The sequence below is a fragment of the uncultured Maricaulis sp. genome (assembly GCF_905480005.1).
Lineage (GTDB): Bacteria > Pseudomonadota > Alphaproteobacteria > Caulobacterales > Maricaulaceae > Maricaulis.
This window is the reverse complement of record NZ_CAJQOO010000151.1, coordinates 1-21009: the sequence shown is the minus strand read 5'-3', so window position 1 is coordinate 21009 and position 21009 is coordinate 1. Positions and strand designations below refer to the sequence as shown.

Sequence of the window (21009 nt, the reverse complement as noted above, 5' to 3'; positions counted from 1 at the left end):
GCGCTGGCGCCGACCATGGCCGAAGCCCATGCCCAGCTGGGCCACAGCCTCCGGACCCGGCTTGATATCGACGAGGCGGACAAGGCCTATCGGATGGCGCTGTCACTGTCGCCTCAGGACCCCGGCTATCACGCCGACCTGGTTGGCCTGCGCGTCGAAGCCGGGCAGGGGGCGTCAGCCCTGGTCACGCTGCAACAGGCGATCGCCGCGACGGGCGACCCGCGACTGAATGAAGTCCTGGCCCGCGTCCTGTTGCGGTCAGGACAGCCGGTCGCTGCCCGGGGCGCGGCGGACGCGGCCCTGGCGCGTGACCCCGACGCCGTGCAGGCGGCGATGGTGCGCAGTGAATTGGGATTGCGGACCGGCGATCCCGCGGGTGCGCTGGCGGATGCCCGTCTGGCATTCAAGGCCAGTCAGGGGGAGGACTGGGCGGCGCGGCATGTCCTGGCTGAGGCGCTTCTGGTCAATGAGGACTGGTCCGGTGCGGCAGCGGTGCTCGATTGCGACGCTCCGGCAGCGCATTTGCAGAAGCATCTTGCGCTGCAATCGGTGGCCTGGCGCCAGACCGGTGACCCGCGCTACGCGCAGCTGTGCGACTATGACGTCTTTGCGCGCAAAATGCAGATCGACACCCCGCCGGGCTATGAGTCGCTGGCGGCGTTCAACGCGGCGCTGGCGACCAGTCTCGAGCGCCTTCACGCCGACGGCGCTGCGCCGCTGGAGCAGACCCTGTTCGGTGGCACGCAATCGGCGGGCCGGCTGTGGAACAGCGATGACCCGGTGATTCGGGATCTGGCGGCGGCGCTGGAGGCCTTGTCGCGCAAATATCTCGCCGAACTGCCCGATGACCGGTCTCATCCCTTCCTGACCCGCAATACCGGTCGTGGAAAACTCGCCGGTGCCTGGTCTGTGCGACTGAAATCGGGGGGCGGGCATGTCGATCACGTCCATCCCGCCGGCTGGATCAGCGCCAGCTATTACGTGAAAGTTCCCGAGAGTGTGATGGCCGGCGAGCGGGCCGGCTGGCTGCGACTCGGTGTGCCGGGCCTGCCTGGATTGGCGCTTCCGGCAGAACGCTATGTCATGCCCGAACCCGGTTGCGCGATCTTCTTCCCCTCGTTTTTCTGGCACGGGGTTGAGCCGTTCGAGAGTGACGAGCTGCGGATTACAGCGCCCTTCGACTTGTTGCCATACTGAGCATTGTGCTGCGGGGGCAGACAACTGGTTCGGGTCGGCAACTTGTTAGCGTTATAAGTCTGCGGCAAAGCTGCAACAGTGTATCGCAAAGACCGTTTGTGACGGTGAGATGTCATTGACCCCTCCGAAATCGCAGACGTACCTTGCAAAAGTGGAAAGCTTCACGGCGATCCGATTTGAGGGGGTGCTCGCGAACTTCTGAAGCTGAGCGGGGGTCCCTTTCCGTATACCTTACTCGGAGGGATATAGAGTGAGATCCAAGTCCTTGAAGACTTGCCTGATGGCAAGCACGCTGATCAGCGGTATGGCCTTTGCGGCTCCTGCTGTGGCGCAAGACGAAGACGTCGTTGTCGTAACCGGTTCGCGCATCCAGCGCACCGACACGGTGGCGCCGAGCCCGATCACGAACGTGTCTGCTGAGCAGCTCGCGGTTGTGAACACGGTCAACACCGAAGACTTCATCAACACGCTGCCGCAAGTTGTTCCGGCGTTCGACTCGACCTCGAACAACCCGGGTAACGGTACGGCAACGGTTAGCCTTCGTGGCCTGGGCACGACCCGTACGCTCGTCCTCGTCGACGGCATGCGTTTCGTCGGCTCTGGTCCGGCTCAGGTCGTCGACCTCAACAGCATCCCGTCCGCGCTTGTCGAATCTATCGACATCGTGACCGGTGGTGCATCGGCCGTTTACGGCTCGGACGCTGTCGCCGGCGTCGTCAACTTCATGATGAAGGACGACTTCGAAGGCGTCGAGATCAACGCTTCGCACGAGACCACCCTGGGTGACCTTGACGGCGAAATCTCGACCCTGTCCATCACGATGGGCGGCAATTTCGACGACGGACGCGGTAACGCTGTCATCTCGATGGGTTACACCGACCGTCAGGCCGTCTTCCAGGGCGACCGTGACTTCTCGTCCCTGAGCAACTGGGATCCGGGCCCCGGCAATGCCGCCAACGGCTTCATCTCCGGTGGTTCCTCGAACATCCCGGGCACCCGCTTCCGCGGTGCGACGTCGTCGAACTTCGGTGCCTATGGCGCTGGTATCGTCGCCGCTGACCCGAGCTGTGCAAGCAACGTTTGCTCCGGTTTCTTCAACACCGGCAGCAGCATCAACCCGATGCGCTTTGGTTCGCCGAACGACACGTATAACTACGCGCCGTCGAACTACCTGCAGCTCCCGCAAGAGCGTTACAACATCGCGGCTTTCGCCACGTATGAAGTCAACGAGCACCTCGAGCTGTACGGTCGCGGCATCTACGCGAACAACGTGGTCGACTCCCAGCTGGCTCCGACGCCGGCCGGTGTGACGCTCACCGTCAACCTGGACAACCCGACCATCCCGGCTGCCCTGCTTGACCTGTTCGTGAACGATCCGGCTTCCAACAATGGCGACGGCACGGCCACGATCCGTACCTCCCGTCGTTACCAGGAAATCGGCACGCGTAACTCGCTCCGCGACACGAGCTCTTTCCAGCTCGTCTTCGGTGCCCGTGGCGACATCAACGAAAACTGGTCGTATGACGCATTCGCGAACTTCTCGCGTTCGTCGATCTCGCAGATCCAGACTGGTAACATCTCCGTTTCCGCCCTGCAGGCCGGTGTGCTCTGCGACGGTGGCCCGACGGCGATCGCCAGCGGTTGCTCGGTGCCTTACGTTGATATCTTCAACGGCCCGAACTCCATGTCTGCAGCCGGCGCAGCGTCGATCGCTCGTACCGGTGCTCAGATCGACAATGTCGAGATGTTCCAGACGGTTGCGACGGTGACCGGTGAGCTGCCTTCCTTCCAGCTGCCGACGGCAGAATATGCTCCGGCCCTGGTGCTTGGTGTCGAGTATCGTGAAGCATCCGCTGAATCGATCCCTGACTCCGTGCTTGGCCCGGACGTTCGTGGCTTCAACTCCTCCCTGCCGGTTGCAGGTGTGGTTGACGTCTACGAGTTCTTCGCAGAAGCCGAGATCCCGCTCATCACCGGCAAGGCGATGATCGAGTCCCTCAGCGCAAACCTCGCCTTCCGTACGTCTGAGTACAACACGGTCGGCAACACCGAGACCTTCGCTGTGGGTCTTGGCTGGCAGATCAACGATCAGATCCGTCTGCGTGGTAACTTCAACCGCGCTGTCCGGGCTCCGAACGTCAACGATCTGTTCGCTCCGTTCACCAACGGCTTCCCGAGCGCAGGCGACCCCTGCTCCGGCGGCGCCAATGGTAGCTACTCGGCCGCCACGATCGACGCCACCTGTCTTGCCGCCGGCGTGCCGGCTGGCCAGATCAATCAGCCGTTCCAGGGCAATGCCCAGATGGAAGCCCTGTTCGGTGGTAACACCGGTCTCGGTGCCGAGACGGCTGACACCTACACCATCGGTGCAGTGTTCGAGCCGAGCATGATCGAAGGTCTGACCATCCAGCTCGATTACTACAACATCGAGATCCAGGATGCGATTTCCACGGTTCCGCTTCAGACGCTGCTGAACGAATGTCACCTGACCGGCATTCAGGCATCGTGTGACACCCTTTATCCGGCTGGCGCAACGACTCCGTCGCGTAACCCGGCTACGGGTGAAATGGGTGCCAATGGCTTCCTGCCGAACCTGTCGCCGATCAACGTGGCAACCCTGACGGCTGTCGGTGTTGACCTTCGCGTCGATTACGGTTTCTCCGCTGACGTCATCGGTCTGCCGGGCGACATGGCCATCACCTACTACGGTGGCTTTGTTTCTGAAGCTGACTTCACGACGTCCGCTTCGTCGCCGGTCATCCAGTGTGCGGGCCTTTATGGTCTGGACTGTGGTGAGCCGACTCCGGAGTACAAGCACTCCATGCAGACGTCTTGGTACACGGGGCCGTTCACGACCTCGCTGCGCTGGCGTCACATTGGTGCGCTTGATGCGGACCCGACCACGGCTGCGACCGTCTCCGACCTGTCGGACGACATCACCGCGAAGAACTACTTCGACATCACGTTTAACTATGACGTGAACGAAGCCTTCACGGCGACTGTTGGTGTGACCAACTTCACCGACACGGCCGTTCCGGAACTCGGTTCGACCGCTTCGGAGCAGGCCAACACCTGGCCGGCAACGTACGACACGCTTGGCCGTCGCCTCTTCGTGGGTGGCCGCCTGCGCTTCTAAGCGTAAGCTGATACCGAATGGGGAAGGGCGGGCCGTTTGGCCCGCCCTTTTCTTTTGCGCCCTGTGCCAGGCGAGGTGCAGATAGTGGCTTGCGCTGCGGCTGCGGCGCTCCACTATTACAAATATGCAATCCTCCTCCATTCCCCCTGTCAGCGCGCGCGCCTGGGCCGATTTCTGGAATGATGAAGGCTCGGCCGCCCATGTCGTGAAGAGCGAGCAGGATGCCGCCGCCCTGCACACGGTCTGGCAGGGCTTTCTCGGGCCATTGATCGCGCGGGGATCACCGCTCCGCTTCCTGGACCTGGCCTGTGGTGACGCTGTCGTCGCCCGGCAGGGTGCGACCATGGCTGGCGCTGCGGGTGTGGCGTTGGTGCCGGTCTGCTGCGATTACTCGGAAGCGGCTGTGCGCATCGCCCGCCAGGGGCTTCCCGGCGCGGCGGGGCTGCCGCTGGCCGCAAATGCGGCCCGGCTGCCAATCGCGGACTTGTCCATCGACGTCGTGGTCAGCCAGTACGGCGCTGAATATGCCGGTCCGGAAGCCTTCTCGGAGATGGCGCGCGTTCTGGCGCCGGGGGGCGATGTCCAGGCCGTGGTCCACCAAACGGGTGGGGTGGTCCACCTCCAGTGCTCCGACGCCGTCAGTGTCCTGTCAAACGTGCTCGATCAGCGTCTCCTGCGCCGCTTTGCCAATTTGCTGAAGCTCCTTCACAAGACGGCCTCGGCCCCCCGGCTTCCGGCCGGAGTGAAGCAGGCCAGGGCGCGTTTCGACGCCGCCTTTCAGACTGTCCAGGCCGCCGTAGAATCCGCGGGACCGGGAGCGGCGCGCGATCATGTCGTCCAGCTTTGCCGGGATCTCAGTCGCTCATTGACCAATTGGCAGGCCTACCGGCTTGTGGATCTGGAGCGCTGGGCGATCGACCAGGAAAATGCGGTAGAGGGCTTCCGCCTGCGCATGCGGACCATGACCGAGGCTGCGGTCGACCGGGCCGGCGCGGATGGCCTCGCTGCGCGGCTGGCATCGGCAGGGCTGAACGGGGTTGAAGTCGGTGAATTTGCACCGGCCCACCATACGCGACCGGCAGGCTGGATCGTTCGGGCGAGCCGACCCGCCTGAATCGCGCCCATGTGTGTTTTAGCTGTTTTCTTATGCCGCTTCACATTGTAGACAGCTGCGCTCCGGATGTGGCGGTGGTGCATTTACCGTGATACTCCGCGCGCGGTCCTAGGGGTGTAGCTCAGTTGGTAGAGCATCGGTCTCCAAAACCGAGGGTCGGGGGTTCGAGTCCCTCCGCCCCTGCCAGGCCGTTTTGAATTTCAGGTGGTTGCGCATGATGCCAGCCACCCCTTGAATAAAGGGCCCGAGCGGGCCAGATGGACTTGAATGACGCGGAACGCGAAGAATACGACACCGGCCAAAGGTGAAGCGGCAGCGCCCAAGAAAAAGGGTGTGGGTCCGTTCCAGTACTTGTCTCAGGTGCGCCAGGAAGCGCGCAAGGTGACGTGGACGACCTGGGGTGAGCTCTGGGTCTCGACGCTGCTGGTGCTGATCCTGTCCGTGATTGCCATGCTCTTCTTCTGGGCTGTCGACTGGGTGATCAGTTCGAGCATCCAGTTTATTCTGTCTCTCGGCGCCTAAGGAGGAGGCTGTATGTCTGCCAAGTGGTACATCGTGCATGCCTATTCGAACTTCGAAAAGAAGGTCGCCGACGCGATCCGTATCGAAGCTTCGATCCAAGGCCTGGAAGACAAGTTCGAGGAAATCCTCGTGCCGACCGAGGAAGTGGTTGAAGTTCGCAAGGGTCGCAAGATCAATGCTGAGCGCAAATACTTCCCCGGCTATGTCCTCGTGAAGATGGACATGACCGACCAAGCCTATCACCTCGTCACCTCGACGCCGAAAGTCACCGGCTTTCTCGGCTCGGGCAAGAAGCCGATCCCGGTTTCCGAGAATGAGGTCAAGCGGATCCTGGGCCAGATGGAAGAGGATGCGGAACGCCCGCGTCCGACCGTCAGCTACGAGATCGGCGAGACCGTCAATGTCATCGATGGTCACTTCCAGAGCTTCAACGGTGTTGTCGAGGAAGTGGACGACGAAAATGGCCGCCTGAAGGTTGCCATCAATATTTTCGGCCGGGCGACCCCGGTCGAGCTGGAATACGCCCAGGTCGAAAAGACGGCCTAGGCGTCAATCTGCGGGAGATGCCGGCACCAAGTCCATGCCGGGTCGTACCGCAAACCCCGAAGGCGCGAAGGGCGCGCCTTTTTAATGGAGTGGGAACATGGCCAAGAAAATTGACGGCTATATCAAGCTGCAAGTGCCCGCGGGCGCTGCCAACCCGTCCCCGCCGATCGGCCCGGCCCTGGGTCAGCGCGGCGTGAACATCATGGAATTCTGTAAGGCCTTCAACGCGAAGACCCAGGAGATGGAAAAAGGGATGCCGATCCCGACCACCATCACGGTCTTCTCGGACAAGTCCTTCACCTTCGCCATCGCGACCCCGCCGGCGAGCTTCTACCTGAAGAAGGCCGCCAAGGTCGCCAAGGGTTCGAGCACGCCGAGCCAGTCGATCGCCGGCACCGTTTCGCTGGCCCAGTGCCGCGAGATTGCTGAAGCGAAATTCGCCGACCTCAATGCGAACGACCTCGACCAGGCGACGAAGATCATCGCCGGTTCCGCCCGTTCCATGGGCCTGCAGGTGACGGAGTAAGATCATGGCTAAACTCGGAAAACGCATCTCGGCTGCGCGCGAGACCTTTGATCGCGACACGCTGTACTCGATCGACGATGCCGTCGCTCACGTGAAAACCAATGCCAAGGCGAAGTTTGATGAGACCATCGAACTGGCCATGAATCTGGGTGTTGATCCGCGCCATGCTGACCAGATGGTCCGTGGCGTCTGCAACCTGCCGAATGGCACGGGCCGCTCGGTCCGGGTTGCGGTCTTCGCGAAAGGCCCGAAAGCCGAAGAGGCCACCAAGGCCGGTGCTGACGTTGTCGGCGCTGAAGACCTGATGGAACAAATCCTCGGCGGCAACATCAATTTCGACAAGGTCATCGCGACCCCGGACATGATGCCGCTCGTCGGCCGCCTCGGTAAGGTGCTCGGCCCGCGTGGCATGATGCCGAACCCGAAGGTCGGTACGGTCACGATGGATGTCACCAAGGCTGTTGCAGCCTCCAAGGGTGGCGCTGTTGAGTTCCGCGTCGAAAAGGCCGGGATCATCCACGCCGGTGTCGGCAAGGCGAGCTTCACTGAAGCGGCCCTGGCCGAGAATGTCCGTGCGCTGGTTGATGCCATCGTCAAGGCCAAGCCGTCGGGTGCCAAGGGGACCTTCGTCAAGCGCATCGCGCTGTCTTCGACGATGGGCCCGGGCGTAAAAATCGACACGTCTGCCGCCGTTTCGGCGTAAAAGACTTGAGTTTCAGCCCGGACCGGATTATCCGGCCGGGCTGTTCCGGTCTGATTCACGCGTTTTGTGGGTTGGGCCGGCCTGTCCGAGATCACAGGGGGTGGGCCGAAAGGTGCCGCCTTAATCCAATACGGGCCCTGTGTGAGACAGAGCGAGATCGATCTGACCTTGTGGGTCTGTCGGTTCAAGCCCTGGGACAGGACGCGTCATGATGGCGTCCGCCCCGATGAGGGGAAGATGTCGTGATGGCGTTTTCACCGAGCCGTCCACGGTGGACGGCTCAAACAGGGAGTCCGCAAAATGGATCGCAATCAAAAAGAAGCGACCGTCGAAGAGCTGAATGGCGTCTTCTCGGAAGCTGGATCCGTGGTAATGGCCCAGTATTCTGGCATGACCGTTGCGGAAATGACGGAACTGCGCTCCAAGCTCCGCGAGCTTGGTGGCACGTTCAAGGTGGTGCGTAACCGCCTCGCCAAAATCGCGCTTCAAGGCAAGCCGGGTGAGGGTGCTGCTGACCTTTTCAAGGGTCCGGTGGCAATCGCTTACTCGGAAGACTTTGTGGCCGCGCCGAAGGTGATGGTCGAGTACGCCAAGGATAACAAGAAGCTCGTCATTCTCGGCGGTTTCATGGAAGAGGATGTGTTCGACGCCGCTGGCATCGACGCGCTCTCCAAGATGCCGTCCCGCGAAGAGCTTATTGCCACCATCTCCGCCCGCCTCATGGGGCAGGCATCCCAGGTTGGCCAGCGTCTCATGGCGCCGGGTCAAGGTCTTGCGGGGGCGATCGACGTCATCCGCGAAAAGGCCGACGCCTGATTTCGTCATTCTCCGCTATCGAACTGACACTTTGAACACCGCAAGGAATTGAACAAATGGCTGATGTAGCTAAACTCTGCGACGAACTTCTCGCCCTTACCATCCTTGAAGCCAAGGAACTCAACGATCTTCTCGAAGAAAAAGGCATCAAGGCAGCGGCTGCTGTCGCTGTTGCCGGACCGGCTGGCGATGCTCCGGCTGCTGCTGAAGAGAAGGACGAGTTTGACGTCGTTCTCACCGGCGCTGGTGACAAGAAAATCAACGTCATCAAGGAAGTCCGCGCTATTACGGGTCTCGGCCTGAAAGAAGCCAAGGACCTGGTCGAAGGCGCTCCGAAGGCTGTCAAGGAAGCCGCGCCGAAGGCTGAGGCAGAAGAAATCAAAGCCAAGCTGGAAGCCGCTGGCGCCAGCGTTGAGCTGAAATAGTCTCGCTTCGGCGTGACTGACACGGTGCTACGGGCGCGTGGGGTAATCCTGCGCGTCCGTTAGCCCGTCTCTGGGATACCCAATCCTGCCGCTGTCGTTCCAGGCGGGATTGTAGACCGGACCGGATGGTTAAAGATCCGGGCCAATCGGAGCGGCGCCGCGGGGGCGATCCCCGCATCAAAATGCGCAGTGCTGTCTGCGAAGGGAGCCGACATGGGTCTGTCGTTCACCGGCAAAAAGCGGATTCGCAAGTCTTTCGGACGTATTCCGGAAACCGTTGCGATGCCGAATCTCATCGAAGTCCAGAAGTCCTCATACGAGCACTTCCTGATGAAAGAGGTGCCTGCCGCGGAGCGCGACGACACCGGCATGCAGGCGGTCTTCAAGTCCGTCTTCCCTGTCAAGGATTTCGCCGAACGGGCGGTCCTCGACTTCGTGTCCTACGAATTCGAGGCGCCGAAGTTCGACGTTGAAGAGTGCCAGCAGCGCGACATGACGTTCGCCGCGCCACTCAAGGTCAAAATGCGTCTCATCGTGTTTGATGTTGACGAGGAAACGGGCGCTCGCTCGGTCAAGGACATCAAGGAGCAGGACGTCTACATGGGCGATATCCCGCTCATGACGGACAAGGGCACCTTTGTCGTCAACGGCACAGAGCGCGTGATCGTCTCCCAGATGCACCGTTCGCCGGGCGTCTTTTTCGATCATGACCGTGGCAAGACCCATGCTTCGGGCAAGTATCTGTTTGCCGCTCGCATCATCCCGTACCGCGGCTCCTGGCTCGATTTCGAGTTCGACGCCAAGGATGTGGTCCACATGCGCCTCGACCGTCGCCGCAAGCTGCCGGCGACGACGCTCCTGTACGCGCTTGGTCTGGACAAGGAAGAGATCCTCTCGACCTTCTATTCCACGGTTACCTACAAGAGCTCCAAGAAGGGCTGGACCGTTCCTTACGTGAAGGAACGCTGGCGTGGCGTGAAGCCGGCGCGCGATCTGGTTGACGCCAAGACGGGCGACATCATCGCACCGGCCGGCAAGAAGATATCCGCCCGTGCCGCCAACAAGTTTGCCGAAGACGGCCTGGCCGCCCTGCTGGTTTCAGACGAGCATCTGCTCGGCGGTTACCTGGCCGACGACATGGTCAATCTGGAAACCGGTGAAATCTTCGCCGAAGCCGGCGATGAAATGAGCGAGGAGATCCTCGAGACGCTGAAGGATACCGGCGTCAAGGAACTCAACCTGCTCGACATTGACCCGGCAACCGGCGTTGGCCCGTACATCCGTGCGACCCTGGCCGCCGACAAGAATGACAGCCGTGAGCAGGCGCTGGTGGATATCTACCGCGTCATGCGTCCGGGCGAGCCGCCGACCGCGGAAACCGCCGAGGCGATGTTCCAGGGCCTGTTCTTCGATCCGGAGCGTTATGATCTCTCGGCCGTTGGTCGCGTGAAAATGAACATGCGCCTCGACCTCGATGCGCCGGACGACATGCGCACGCTGCGCAAGGAAGATATCCTGGCCGTGCTCAAGACCCTCGTGGGTCTGCGTGATGGTCGCGGTGAAATCGACGATATCGACAATCTCGGCAATCGCCGTGTGCGTTCGGTCGGCGAGCTGATGGAAAATCAGTACCGCATCGGCCTGTTGCGCATGGAGCGCGCCATCAAGGAGCGCATGTCCTCGGTCGATATCGAGACCGTCATGCCGCATGACTTGGTCAACGCCAAGCCGGCGGCTGCCGCTGTGCGCGAATTCTTCGGCTCCTCGCAGCTGTCGCAATTCATGGACCAGACCAATCCGCTGTCGGAAGTCACCCACAAGCGTCGCCTGTCGGCGCTTGGGCCGGGTGGTCTGACGCGCGAGCGTGCCGGTTTTGAAGTCCGTGACGTGCACCCGACCCATTACGGCCGGATCTGCCCGATTGAGACGCCGGAAGGCCCGAATATCGGCCTGATCAACTCGCTGTCGACTTTCGCGCGCGTCAACAAGTACGGCTTCATCGAGAGCCCGTATCGCAAGGTCGAGAATGGTAAGTTGACCGAGCAGGTCGACTATCTCTCGGCGATGCAGGAATCCCGTTACTCGATCGCCCAGGCCAACGCCCATGTGAACGAGAAGGGCGAGCTGGACAATGAGTTCGTCAATTGCCGCGTTGCCGGTGATGTGACGCTCGTGCCGCGCGAGGATGTGGAATATATCGACGTCTCGCCGAAACAGGTCGTTTCGGTCGCGGCTGCGCTCATTCCCTTCCTGGAAAATGATGACGCCAACCGCGCCCTGATGGGCTCGAACATGCAACGCCAGGCCGTGCCGCTCGTGAAGGCGGAAGCGCCGCTCGTCGGTACCGGAATGGAAAGCATTGTGGCGCGCGACTCCGGGGCTGCCATCGCAGCGCGCCGGGCCGGTGTGATCGAACAGGTCGATGCGACCCGTATCGTGATCCGGGCGACGGAAGATCTCGATGCCGCCAAGTCGGGCGTCGACATCTATCGTCTGTCGAAATTCCAGCGCTCCAACCAGTCGACCTGTATCAACCAGCGTCCGATCGTACGCGTCGGCGACCTGGTCAATTCCGGTGACATCATTGCGGATGGTCCGTCGACCGATCTCGGCGAGCTCGCGCTCGGCCGGAATGTGGTCGTCGCCTTCATGCCGTGGAATGGCTACAACTTCGAGGACTCGATCCTGATCTCCGAGCGCATCGTGCGCGACGACGTCTTTACCTCGATCCACCTCGAAGAGTTCGAGATCGCGGCCCGCGACACCAAGCTGGGCCCGGAAGAGATCACCCGTGACATCCCGAATGTCGGCGAGGAAGCCCTGCGCAATCTCGACGAAGCCGGTATTGTTGCGGTTGGCGCGGAAGTCGCCGCTGGCGACATTCTCGTCGGCAAGGTGACGCCGAAGGGCGAAAGCCCGATGACGCCGGAAGAAAAGCTTCTGCGCGCCATCTTCGGTGAGAAAGCGTCCGACGTTCGCGATACCTCGCTCCGCATGCCGTCCGGTGCCACCGGTACGGTCGTGGAAGTCCGGGTCTTCAACCGTCACGGTGTGGACAAGGACGAGCGCGCCATCTCGATCGAGCGTGAAGAGATTGAACGTCTCGGCAAGGACCGGGATGACGAGCTCGCCATTCTCGAGCGCAATATCTATCAGCGTCTCGGCGATCTTCTGCTGGGCAAGTCTGCGGTCTCCGGTCCGCGTGGCTTTGCCAAGGGCAAGGTCACCCAGGATGCCCTCGACGACACCCCGCGCAGCGGCTGGTGGCGCATTGGCCTCGACGACGAGAAGGCCATGGCCGAGGTCGAAGCCCTGCAAAAGCAGTATGACGACTCCAAGGCTCGCCTTGACCGTCGCTTCGAGGACAAGGTCGACAAGCTCCAGCGTGGCGATGAAATGCCGCCGGGCGTGATGAAGATGGTCAAGGTCTTCGTGGCCGTGAAGCGCAAGCTTCAGCCGGGCGATAAAATGGCCGGCCGTCACGGCAACAAGGGTGTCATCTCCAAGATCAACCCGACCGAAGACATGCCTTTCCTCGCCAATGGCGAAGCGGTGGACATCGTCCTCAACCCGCTCGGCGTGCCGTCGCGCATGAATGTCGGTCAGATCCTGGAGACGCACCTGGGTTGGGCCTGCCGGGGTCTCGGCAAGCAGATCGGTGAGGCTTTGGAAGCTTATCAGCGTGATGGCAGCACGGCTTTGCTGAAGTCCGAGCTGGACCGGGTCTATGAAGGTGGCGAACTGCCGGAAACCGAAGCCGGACTGGCCGAGCTGGGTCTCAACCTGTCGAATGGCGTGCCGATCGCGACTCCGGTCTTTGACGGTGCCCGCGAGCCGGATGTGGCGCATTGGCTGGAGAAGGCCGGTTTCGACCCGTCAGGCCAGTCGACCCTCTATGACGGTCAGACCGGTGAGCCCTTCCGCCGCAAGGTGACAGTGGGTGTGAAGCACCTGCTGAAACTGCACCACCTGGTGGATGACAAGATCCACGCCCGTTCCATCGGCCCGTACAGCCTTGTGACCCAGCAGCCGCTGGGTGGTAAGGCCCAGTTCGGCGGTCAGCGCTTCGGCGAGATGGAAGTGTGGGCGCTGGAAGCTTATGGCGCGGCTTACACGCTGCAGGAAATGCTGACGGTGAAGTCGGATGACGTGGCTGGCCGGACCAAGGTCTATGAGGCCATCGTCCGCGGCGACGACACCTTCGAAGCCGGCGTTCCGGAAAGCTTCAACGTGCTTGTCAAGGAAATGCGTTCTCTCGGCCTCAACGTCGAACTGAAGAACGGCTAAGGCTGAACCATATTTTGCGGGGCAGGGCTCTCCCTGTCCCGCTTGCCCCTTTTGGGAGACGGCGACATGAATCACGACGTCATGAACATCTTCAATCCGGCAGCCGAAGGCCCGTCCTTCGACCGGATCCGTATTGCCCTGGCCAGCCCGGAAAAAATCCATTCCTGGTCCTTCGGCGAAGTGAAAAAGCCCGAGACGATCAATTACCGGACCTTCAAGCCCGAGCGCGATGGCCTGTTCTGTGCCCGCATCTTCGGCCCGGTGAAGGACTATGAGTGCCTGTGCGGCAAGTACAAGCGCATCAAGTACAAGGGCATCGTCTGCGAGAAGTGCGGCGTCGAGGTCACCCTGGCCCGCGTCCGTCGCGAGCGCATGGGTCACATCGAGCTGGCCGCACCGGTCGCGCACATCTGGTTCCTGAAGTCGCTGCCGTCCCGGATCTCGATGATCCTCGACATGGCGCTGAAGGATGTCGAGCGCGTCCTCTACTTCGAGAATTATGTCGTCATCGAGCCGGGCCTGACCCCGCTCCAGCCATTCCAGCTGCTCTCCGAAGAAGAGTATATGGAAGCGCAGGACGAATATGGCGAAGACGCCTTCACGGCCGGTATCGGCGCTGAAGCAGTCCGCGAAATCCTCATCAACATGGATCTGGAGGCCGAGTGCGCCAAGGTCCGTGAAGACATGAAGGAAACCGGATCCGAGCTGAAGCTCAAGAAGTACGCCAAACGTCTCAAGCTGATGGAAAACTTCCTCACCTCGGGCAATCGCCCGGAGTGGATGATCATGACGGTCATTCCGGTCATTCCGCCGGAACTGCGTCCGCTCGTGCCGCTTGATGGCGGCCGGTTCGCGACCTCCGATCTCAATGATCTCTATCGCCGCGTCATCAACCGCAATAACCGCCTGAAGCGCCTCATCGAGCTGCGCGCGCCGGACATCATCATCCGCAATGAAAAGCGGATGCTGCAGGAGTCCGTCGACGCCCTGTTCGACAATGGCCGTCGTGGCCGCGTCATCACCGGTGCCAACAAGCGCCCGCTGAAGTCGCTCTCCGACATGCTCAAGGGCAAGCAGGGTCGCTTCCGTCAGAACCTGCTCGGCAAGCGCGTCGACTATTCCGGCCGTTCGGTCATCGTGGTTGGTCCGGATCTCAAACTGCACGAATGCGGTCTGCCCAAGAAGATGGCGCTCGAACTGTTCAAGCCCTTCATCTATGCGCGTCTCGACGCCAAGGGTCTGTCGGGTACGGTCAAGCAGTCCAAGAAGCTGGTCGAGAAAGAGCGTCCGGAAGTCTGGGACGTGCTCGACGAGGTTATCCGCGAACACCCGGTCATGTTGAACCGCGCACCGACCTTGCACCGTCTTGGCATCCAGGCCTTTGAGCCGAAGCTGATCGAAGGCAAGGCCATCCAGCTGCATCCGCTGGTCTGTGCGGCTTTCAACGCCGACTTTGACGGTGACCAGATGGCTGTCCACGTGCCGCTTTCGCTGGAAGCCCAGCTCGAAGCCCGCACGCTGATGATGTCGACCAACAACATCCTCTCGCCGGCCAATGGCAAGCCGATCATCGTGCCGTCGCAGGATATCGTGCTTGGCCTGTACTACCTGTCCATTGAAAAGGACAAGGAGCCGGGCGAGGGCATGGCATTTGGCAGTCGGGCAGAGCTGGAAGCAGCCCTGGAATCCGGTGTCATCACGCTCCACACCAAGATCAAGGCACGCTGGGAAGGCATCGATGTCGACGGCAATCCGATCACCAAGGTGATCGAGACCACGCCGGGCCGCAAGATGATTGTCGACCTTCTGCCCAAGCACGCGAAGATGCAGCCGGAACTGATCGGCGAGCTTCTGACCAAGAAGGCGATCGGTAGCCTGATCGATCAGGTCTATCGTCACTGTGGTCAGAAGGCGACGGTGATTTTCTGTGACCAGATCATGGGTCTCGGCTTCAAGGAAGCGGCCAAGGCCGGCATTTCCTTCGGCAAGGACGACATGCTGATCCCGGACGCCAAGGCCGACCTGGTCGGGGCAACCCGCGACATGGTCTCGGATTACGAGCAGCAATATGTCGACGGTCTGATCACCAAGGGTGAGAAGTACAACAAGGTCGTCGATGCCTGGGCCAAGTGTACGGACAATGTGGCCGACGCCATGATGGACGAGATTTCCAAGACGACGGTCGGCGAAGACGGCCGTACGTCGGAAGTGAACTCGGTCTACATGATGGCCCACTCGGGCGCTCGTGGTTCCAAGAACCAGATGAAGCAGCTCGCAGGTATGCGTGGCCTGATGGCCAAGCCGTCCGGCGAGATCATCGAGACGCCGATCATCTCGAACTTCAAGGAAGGTCTGACCGTTCTTGAATACTTCAACTCCACCCACGGCGCCCGTAAGGGTCTGGCCGACACCGCCCTGAAGACGGCAAACTCGGGTTACCTGACCCGTCGTCTGGTTGATGTCGCCCAGGATTGCATCATCACCGAGGAAGATTGCGGCACCTCCGAGTGCTTCGAGATTTCCGCGGTTGTTGATGGCGGTGATGTTGTCGTCTCGCTGGAACAGCGCATCCTCGGCCGTACCCTGGCCCAGGAAGTGAAGGATCCGGCGTCCGGCGAAGTCATTTGCCCGGCCGACACCTATATCGATGAAGATCTCGCGCTTGCGATCGAGATGGCCGGCGTCCAGTCCGTCTGGGCCCGTTCGCCGCTCACCTGTGAGACCCGCGTCGGTGTCTGTGCCACCTGTTACGGTCGTGACCTGGCCCGCGGTACGCGCGTCAATATCGGTGAAGCGGTCGGGGTCATCGCGGCCCAGTCGATCGGTGAGCCGGGCACCCAGCTGACCATGCGGACCTTCCACATTGGTGGTACGGCCCAGGTCTCCGAACAGTCCTTCATCGAAGCCGGTTCGGAAGGTCATGTGACCTTCAAGAACCCGTCAACGGTGACCAATTCCGACGGCGATCTGATCGCCCTGTCGCGCAACATGCAGCTGCTCATCGTGGACAGCGAAGGCAAGGAGCGCGAGAGCTACAAGCTGGGTTACGGCACCAAGCTGAAGGTCAAGGAAGGCGACAAGACCTCGCGCGGCCAGCGCCTGGGCGAGTGGGACCCCTATACGGCCCCGGTCGTTTCGGAAGTCGGCGGCAAGGTCAAATTCGTCGATATCGCCGAAGGCGTGTCGGTGAAGGAAGAGACCGATGAAGCCACGGGTATCGCCTCGAAGGTGGTCATCGACTGGCGCGGTTCGGCCAAGGCCAATGCCCTCCAGCCGACGATTGTGGTCCAGGACGAGAATGGCGAGCCGACAAAGCTCGCCTCCGGTTCCACTGCCAGCTACATGCTGGCCGTGGGCGCCATTCTCTCGGTTGCCGATGGCGACACGGTTCGTCCGGGTGACATCGTCGCCCGTATCCCGACCGAGGGCGCCAAGACCCGGGATATCACCGGTGGTCTGCCGCGGGTTGCGGAGTTGTTCGAAGCCCGCCGTCCGAAGGACCACGCCGTCATCGCCGAGATCACGGGCCGGGTCGAGTTCGGTCGCGACTACAAGAACAAGCGCCGTATCGCGATTGTTCCGGAAGGTGACGAGGCCGAGAAGGTCGAATACCTGGTACCGAAGGGCAAGCACCTGACGTGTCAGGAAGGCGATGTGATCCAGAAGGGCGAATACCTGCTCGACGGTCACCCGGCGCCGCACGACATTCTGGCGATCCTGGGCGTGCCGGCCCTGGCCAACTACCTGATCGACGAGATCCAGGAGGTCTACCGACTGCAGGGCGTGCCGATCAACGACAAGCACATCGAAACGATCGTTCGTCAGATGCTGCAGAAGATCGAAGTCAAGAATCCGGGCGACAGTACCTACCTGGCGGCCGAACAGGTCGACAAGATCGAGTTCATCGAGAACAATGAGCGTCTCGAGGCCGAAGGCAAGCGCATGGCGACAGGTGACCCGGTTCTGCTGGGGATCACCAAGGCGTCGCTGCAGACGCGCTCCTTCATCTCGGCAGCCTCCTTCCAGGAGACGACCCGCGTCCTCACCGAGGCGGCAGTCCAGGGCAAGGAAGACACGCTCGAGGGTCTCAAGGAGAATGTCATCGTCGGCCGACTCATCCCGGCCGGGACCGGCTCCATCATGCGTCAGTACCAGGCCATCGCCGATGATATGGACGCTGACATGCTGGCCGAACGTCAGGCTGCTGTTGAAGCGGAAGGGCTGCCGGACGAGATCGCCGAGGCTGCTGCCGAGGAAATGGCGTCCGAGAGCGGTTCCAACTAGCCTTATTTAGCTAGCGATCTTGCTGTAAAGATTTGGAAAAGGCCGTCGGGTAACCGGCGGCCTTTTTCGTTGTATTGAGGATGAGCAGGGCGGGCTCACAAAACCTCTGAACAAGCGCTTGACGAATGCGAGTCGCGTGCGTAGTTTCCGCGCTCGTTTGAAGGACGGGCCGTAACCCAAGTGGTTAGACGTCGTCCACGGTAACGGAAAAACCCCAGGCGCCGCCGTGCGAACCTTGTGTTCGGACGTCGGGGTCATTCCTTGCGTCCATCAGCATTTCAACATGCTGGGGGACGTGGTTGTTGAGATTAGAAACGGATTAGAGCGGGATGCCAACAATCAACCAGCTCATTCGCAAGCCGCGAAAAGACAAGCCGAAGCGCAACAAGGTGCCGGCCCTGCAGGCTTGCCCGCAGCGCCGTGGCGTCTGCACGCGCGTCTATACCACGACCCCGAAAAAGCCGAACTCGGCCTTGCGGAAAGTCGCCAAAGTGCGTCTGACCAACGGGCATGAAGTTGTGAGCTATATCCCGGGTGAGGGTCACAATCTGCAGGAACACTCTGTTGTCCTTATCCGCGGTGGTCGCGTGAAGGACCTTCCGGGTGTCCGCTATCATATTCTTCGCGGCGTTCTGGATACCCAGGGCGTCAAGGATCGCAAGCAACGCCGTTCTAAGTACGGCGCCAAGCGTCCTAAGTAAGGGAGACGTCCATGTCGCGTCGTCACCGCGCAGAGAAACGCGAAATCTTTCCGGACCCCAAGTTCGGAGATCGCGATCTCACCAAGTTCATGAACTACATCATGCTCGACGGCAAAAAGTCGGTCGCCGAGCGTATTGTCTATGGCGCTCTCGACATTGTCGAAGAGAAGCTGAAGCGCGAGCCGATCCGCGTCTTCCACGATGCCCTGGACAATGTGGCCCCTGAGGTCGAGGTCCGCTCCCGCCGTGTTGGTGGTGCGACCTATCAGGTGCCGGTCGAAGTCCGCGCCGAACGCAAGAAAGCCCTGGCCATTCGCTGGCTGACGGGTGCTGCGCGCGGTCGCAACGAAAACACCATGCGCGAGCGTCTCGCTGCTGAAATGATGGATGCATCCGCCAATCGCGGCACCGCCGTCAAGAAGCGCGAAGACACGCACCGGATGGCGGAAGCCAACCGCGCTTTCTCGCACTACCGCTGGTAACCCCTTACAGGCACTGACCCGTACCAAGGACCCTGACAAATGGCCCGCGACTACAAAATCGAGGACTACCGCAATTTCGGCATCATGGCTCACATCGATGCTGGCAAGACGACGACGACCGAGCGGATCCTCTATTACACCGGCAAGTCCCACAAGATTGGTGAAGTGCACGATGGTGCCGCCACCATGGACTGGATGGAGCAGGAGCAGGAGCGTGGCATCACGATCACGTCTGCTGCAACGACCTGTTTCTGGAACGGCAAGCGCCTGAACATCATCGACACCCCCGGCCACGTTGATTTCACGATTGAAGTCGAGCGTTCGCTGCGTGTGCTTGATGGCGCCGTTTGCTGCCTGGACGCCAATGCCGGTGTCGAGCCGCAGACCGAGACCGTTTGGCGTCAGGCCGACCGGTACAAGGTTCCGCGTATGGTGTTCGTCAACAAGATGGACAAGCTCGGTGCCGACTTCTTCAATTGCGTGAAGATGATCGAGGACCGTCTCGGCTCCACGCCGCTTTGCGTCCAGCTCCCGATCGGCTCGGAAACCGAGTTCGAGGGCATCATCGATCTGCTGACCATGAAAGAACTGGTCTGGCAGGGCGAGGGTCTCGGTGCTGAGTGGGAAGAGCGTGAAATTCGTGCCGAGCTGGCCGATCAGGCTGCTGAATACCGCGAAAAGCTGGTTGAGACCGCTGTTGAGCTCGATGAATTGGCCATGGAAGCGTATCTGGAAGGTGAAGAGCCCTCCATTGACTTGCTCAAGTCGCTGATCCGCAAGGGCTGCATCGCGCTGGCTTTCAATCCGATCCTTTGCGGCACGGCCTTCAAGAACAAGGGCGTTCAGCCCCTGCTCGACGCGGTTGTCGATTTCCTGCCGAACCCGACCGAGGTTCCGGCGATCAAGGGTGTCGATTTCAAGACCGAAGAAGAAGTTGTGCGCGAAGCCTCTGACGACGAGCCGACCTCTCTGCTCGCCTTCAAGATCATGAACGACCCCTTTGTCGGCTCTCTGACCTTCGCCCGGATGTATTCCGGTCATCTCGAGACGGGCGTGTCCCTGCTCAATACGGTGAAGGATCGCAAAGAGCGTATCGGCCGTATGCTGCTGATGCACTCCAATTCGCGTGAAGACATCAAGGAATGTTTTGCCGGCGACATCGTCGCGATTGCAGGCCTCAAGGACACCACGACGGGCGATACGCTCTGTGATCCGATGAAGCCGGTGATCCTCGAGCGCATGGAATTCCCGGATCCGGTTATCGAGCTGGCCATCGAGCCGAAATCGAAGGCCGACCAGGAAAAGCTCGGTGTGGCGCTGCAGCGTCTGGCAGCCGAAGACCCGTCCTTCCGCATGAAGACGGACGAGGAATCCGGTCAGACCATCATCGCCGGCATGGGCGAGCTTCATCTCGACATTCTTGTCGATCGCATGAAGCGCGAGTTCAAGGTTGAAGCGAATGTCGGTGCGCCGCAGGTGGCCTACCGTGAATCGCTGAGCCAGAAGGGCCTGGTCGATTACACGCACAAGAAACAGTCTGGTGGTTCCGGTCAGTTTGCTCGCGTGAAGATCGAATTCGGTCCGGGCGAGCCGGGTTCGGGCTTTGTGTTCGAATCCAAGATCGTCGGCGGCAATGTGCCGAAAGAATATATCCCGGGTGTCGAGAAGGGCCTGAAATCCGTCATGGATGGTGGTCTGATCGCCGGTTTCCCGGTTATCGACGTCCATGCCACCCTGACGGACGGTGCTTATCACGACGTGGACTCCAGCGTCCTGGCCTTCGAGATTGCGGCTCGCGCCGCCTTCCGCGAAGCCAAGTCGCATTGTGCGCCGAAGCTTCTCGAGCCGATCATGAAGGTCGAGGTCGTGACTCCGGACGAGTACACCGGTGGTGTCATTGGTGATTTGAACTCCCGTCGGGGTCAGATTGCCGGTCAGGAAATGCGCGGCAATGCGACCGTCGTGAATGCGATGGTTCCGCTGGCGAACATGTTCGGTTACGTGAACAACCTGCGGTCTGCGACCCAGGGCCGGGCACAGTTCACCATGCTGTTTGATCACTACGAGGCGGTTCCCAAGGCCGTCGAACAAGAAGTTATCGCCAAGTCCGCATAAGCGGACCTCTGGTTGCTGTAAAACAACGAACACGGATTTCGGAGCGAGATCATGGCGAAGGAAAAGTTTGAGCGCACCAAGCCGCATGCGAACATCGGCACGATTGGTCACGTTGACCACGGCAAGACGACGCTGACGGCTGCGATCACGATGGT

The 21009-nt window shown here is 60.9% G+C and carries 15 protein-coding genes and 1 tRNA gene; all 16 read left to right on the top strand.

The annotated features are described in order from the left end of the window. Positions 1–1197: putative 2OG-Fe(II) oxygenase (locus QZ266_RS13145; protein WP_295695888.1), on the top strand; the 1197-nt coding region annotated here is incomplete at its 5' end. Between the two features lie 280 nt (positions 1198–1477). Further along, positions 1478–4333: a TonB-dependent receptor gene (locus tag QZ266_RS13140; RefSeq protein ID WP_295695887.1), complete on the top strand. Its 2856-nt coding sequence runs from the start codon at positions 1478–1480 to the stop codon at positions 4331–4333. A gap of 124 nt (positions 4334–4457) precedes the next feature. After that, on the top strand, positions 4458–5447 hold the full coding sequence (locus tag QZ266_RS13135; protein WP_295695885.1) for a class I SAM-dependent methyltransferase: 990 nt from the start codon (positions 4458–4460) through the stop codon (positions 5445–5447). A 110-nt stretch (positions 5448–5557) separates the two neighbouring features. Next, positions 5558–5633 (top strand) — tRNA-Trp (locus QZ266_RS13130). Positions 5634–5714: 81 nt separating this feature from the next. Next, positions 5715–5969, top strand: coding sequence for a preprotein translocase subunit SecE (gene secE / locus QZ266_RS13125; protein ID WP_295695883.1), 255 nt, complete (start codon positions 5715–5717; stop codon positions 5967–5969). Positions 5970–5981: 12 nt separating this feature from the next. Further along, entirely contained in the window at positions 5982–6515 is a 534-nt protein-coding gene (nusG, locus tag QZ266_RS13120; protein WP_295695881.1) for a transcription termination/antitermination protein NusG, read from the top strand. A gap of 97 nt (positions 6516–6612) precedes the next feature. After that, a complete protein-coding gene (rplK, locus tag QZ266_RS13115; protein WP_295695880.1) occupies positions 6613–7041 on the top strand; it encodes a 50S ribosomal protein L11 in 429 nt (142 codons plus the stop codon). Between the two features lie 4 nt (positions 7042–7045). Then, entirely contained in the window at positions 7046–7744 is a 699-nt protein-coding gene (gene rplA, locus QZ266_RS13110) for a 50S ribosomal protein L1 (RefSeq protein WP_295695878.1), read from the top strand. 300 nt (positions 7745–8044) lie between these two features. Beyond that, a complete protein-coding gene (gene rplJ / locus QZ266_RS13105; RefSeq protein ID WP_295695876.1) occupies positions 8045–8560 on the top strand; it encodes a 50S ribosomal protein L10 in 516 nt (171 codons plus the stop codon). Positions 8561–8616: 56 nt separating this feature from the next. After that, positions 8617–8985 carry a 50S ribosomal protein L7/L12 gene (gene rplL, locus QZ266_RS13100; RefSeq protein ID WP_295695874.1) on the top strand — a complete coding sequence of 123 codons (369 nt, stop codon included), beginning with the start codon at positions 8617–8619 and terminating at the stop codon, positions 8983–8985. A 213-nt stretch (positions 8986–9198) separates the two neighbouring features. Beyond that, positions 9199–13272, top strand: a complete 4074-nt coding sequence (gene rpoB, locus QZ266_RS13095) for a DNA-directed RNA polymerase subunit beta (RefSeq protein ID WP_295695872.1) — start codon at positions 9199–9201, stop codon at positions 13270–13272. Positions 13273–13338: 66 nt separating this feature from the next. Then, positions 13339–17556, top strand: coding sequence for a DNA-directed RNA polymerase subunit beta' (rpoC, locus tag QZ266_RS13090; protein ID WP_295695870.1), 4218 nt, complete (start codon positions 13339–13341; stop codon positions 17554–17556). 329 nt (positions 17557–17885) lie between these two features. Then, positions 17886–18257 (top strand): 30S ribosomal protein S12, encoded by a 372-nt coding sequence (gene rpsL, locus QZ266_RS13085; RefSeq protein ID WP_011643738.1) that lies wholly within the window; start codon positions 17886–17888, stop codon positions 18255–18257. 11 nt (positions 18258–18268) lie between these two features. Then, positions 18269–18739: a 30S ribosomal protein S7 gene (gene rpsG / locus QZ266_RS13080; protein ID WP_295695866.1), complete on the top strand. Its 471-nt coding sequence runs from the start codon at positions 18269–18271 to the stop codon at positions 18737–18739. Between the two features lie 39 nt (positions 18740–18778). Further along, on the top strand, positions 18779–20854 hold the full coding sequence (gene fusA / locus QZ266_RS13075) for an elongation factor G (RefSeq protein ID WP_295695864.1): 2076 nt from the start codon (positions 18779–18781) through the stop codon (positions 20852–20854). A gap of 51 nt (positions 20855–20905) precedes the next feature. Further along, positions 20906–21009, top strand: a 104-nt coding sequence (locus QZ266_RS13070; protein WP_295692017.1) for a GTP-binding protein, incomplete at its 3' end; no start/stop codon positions are given.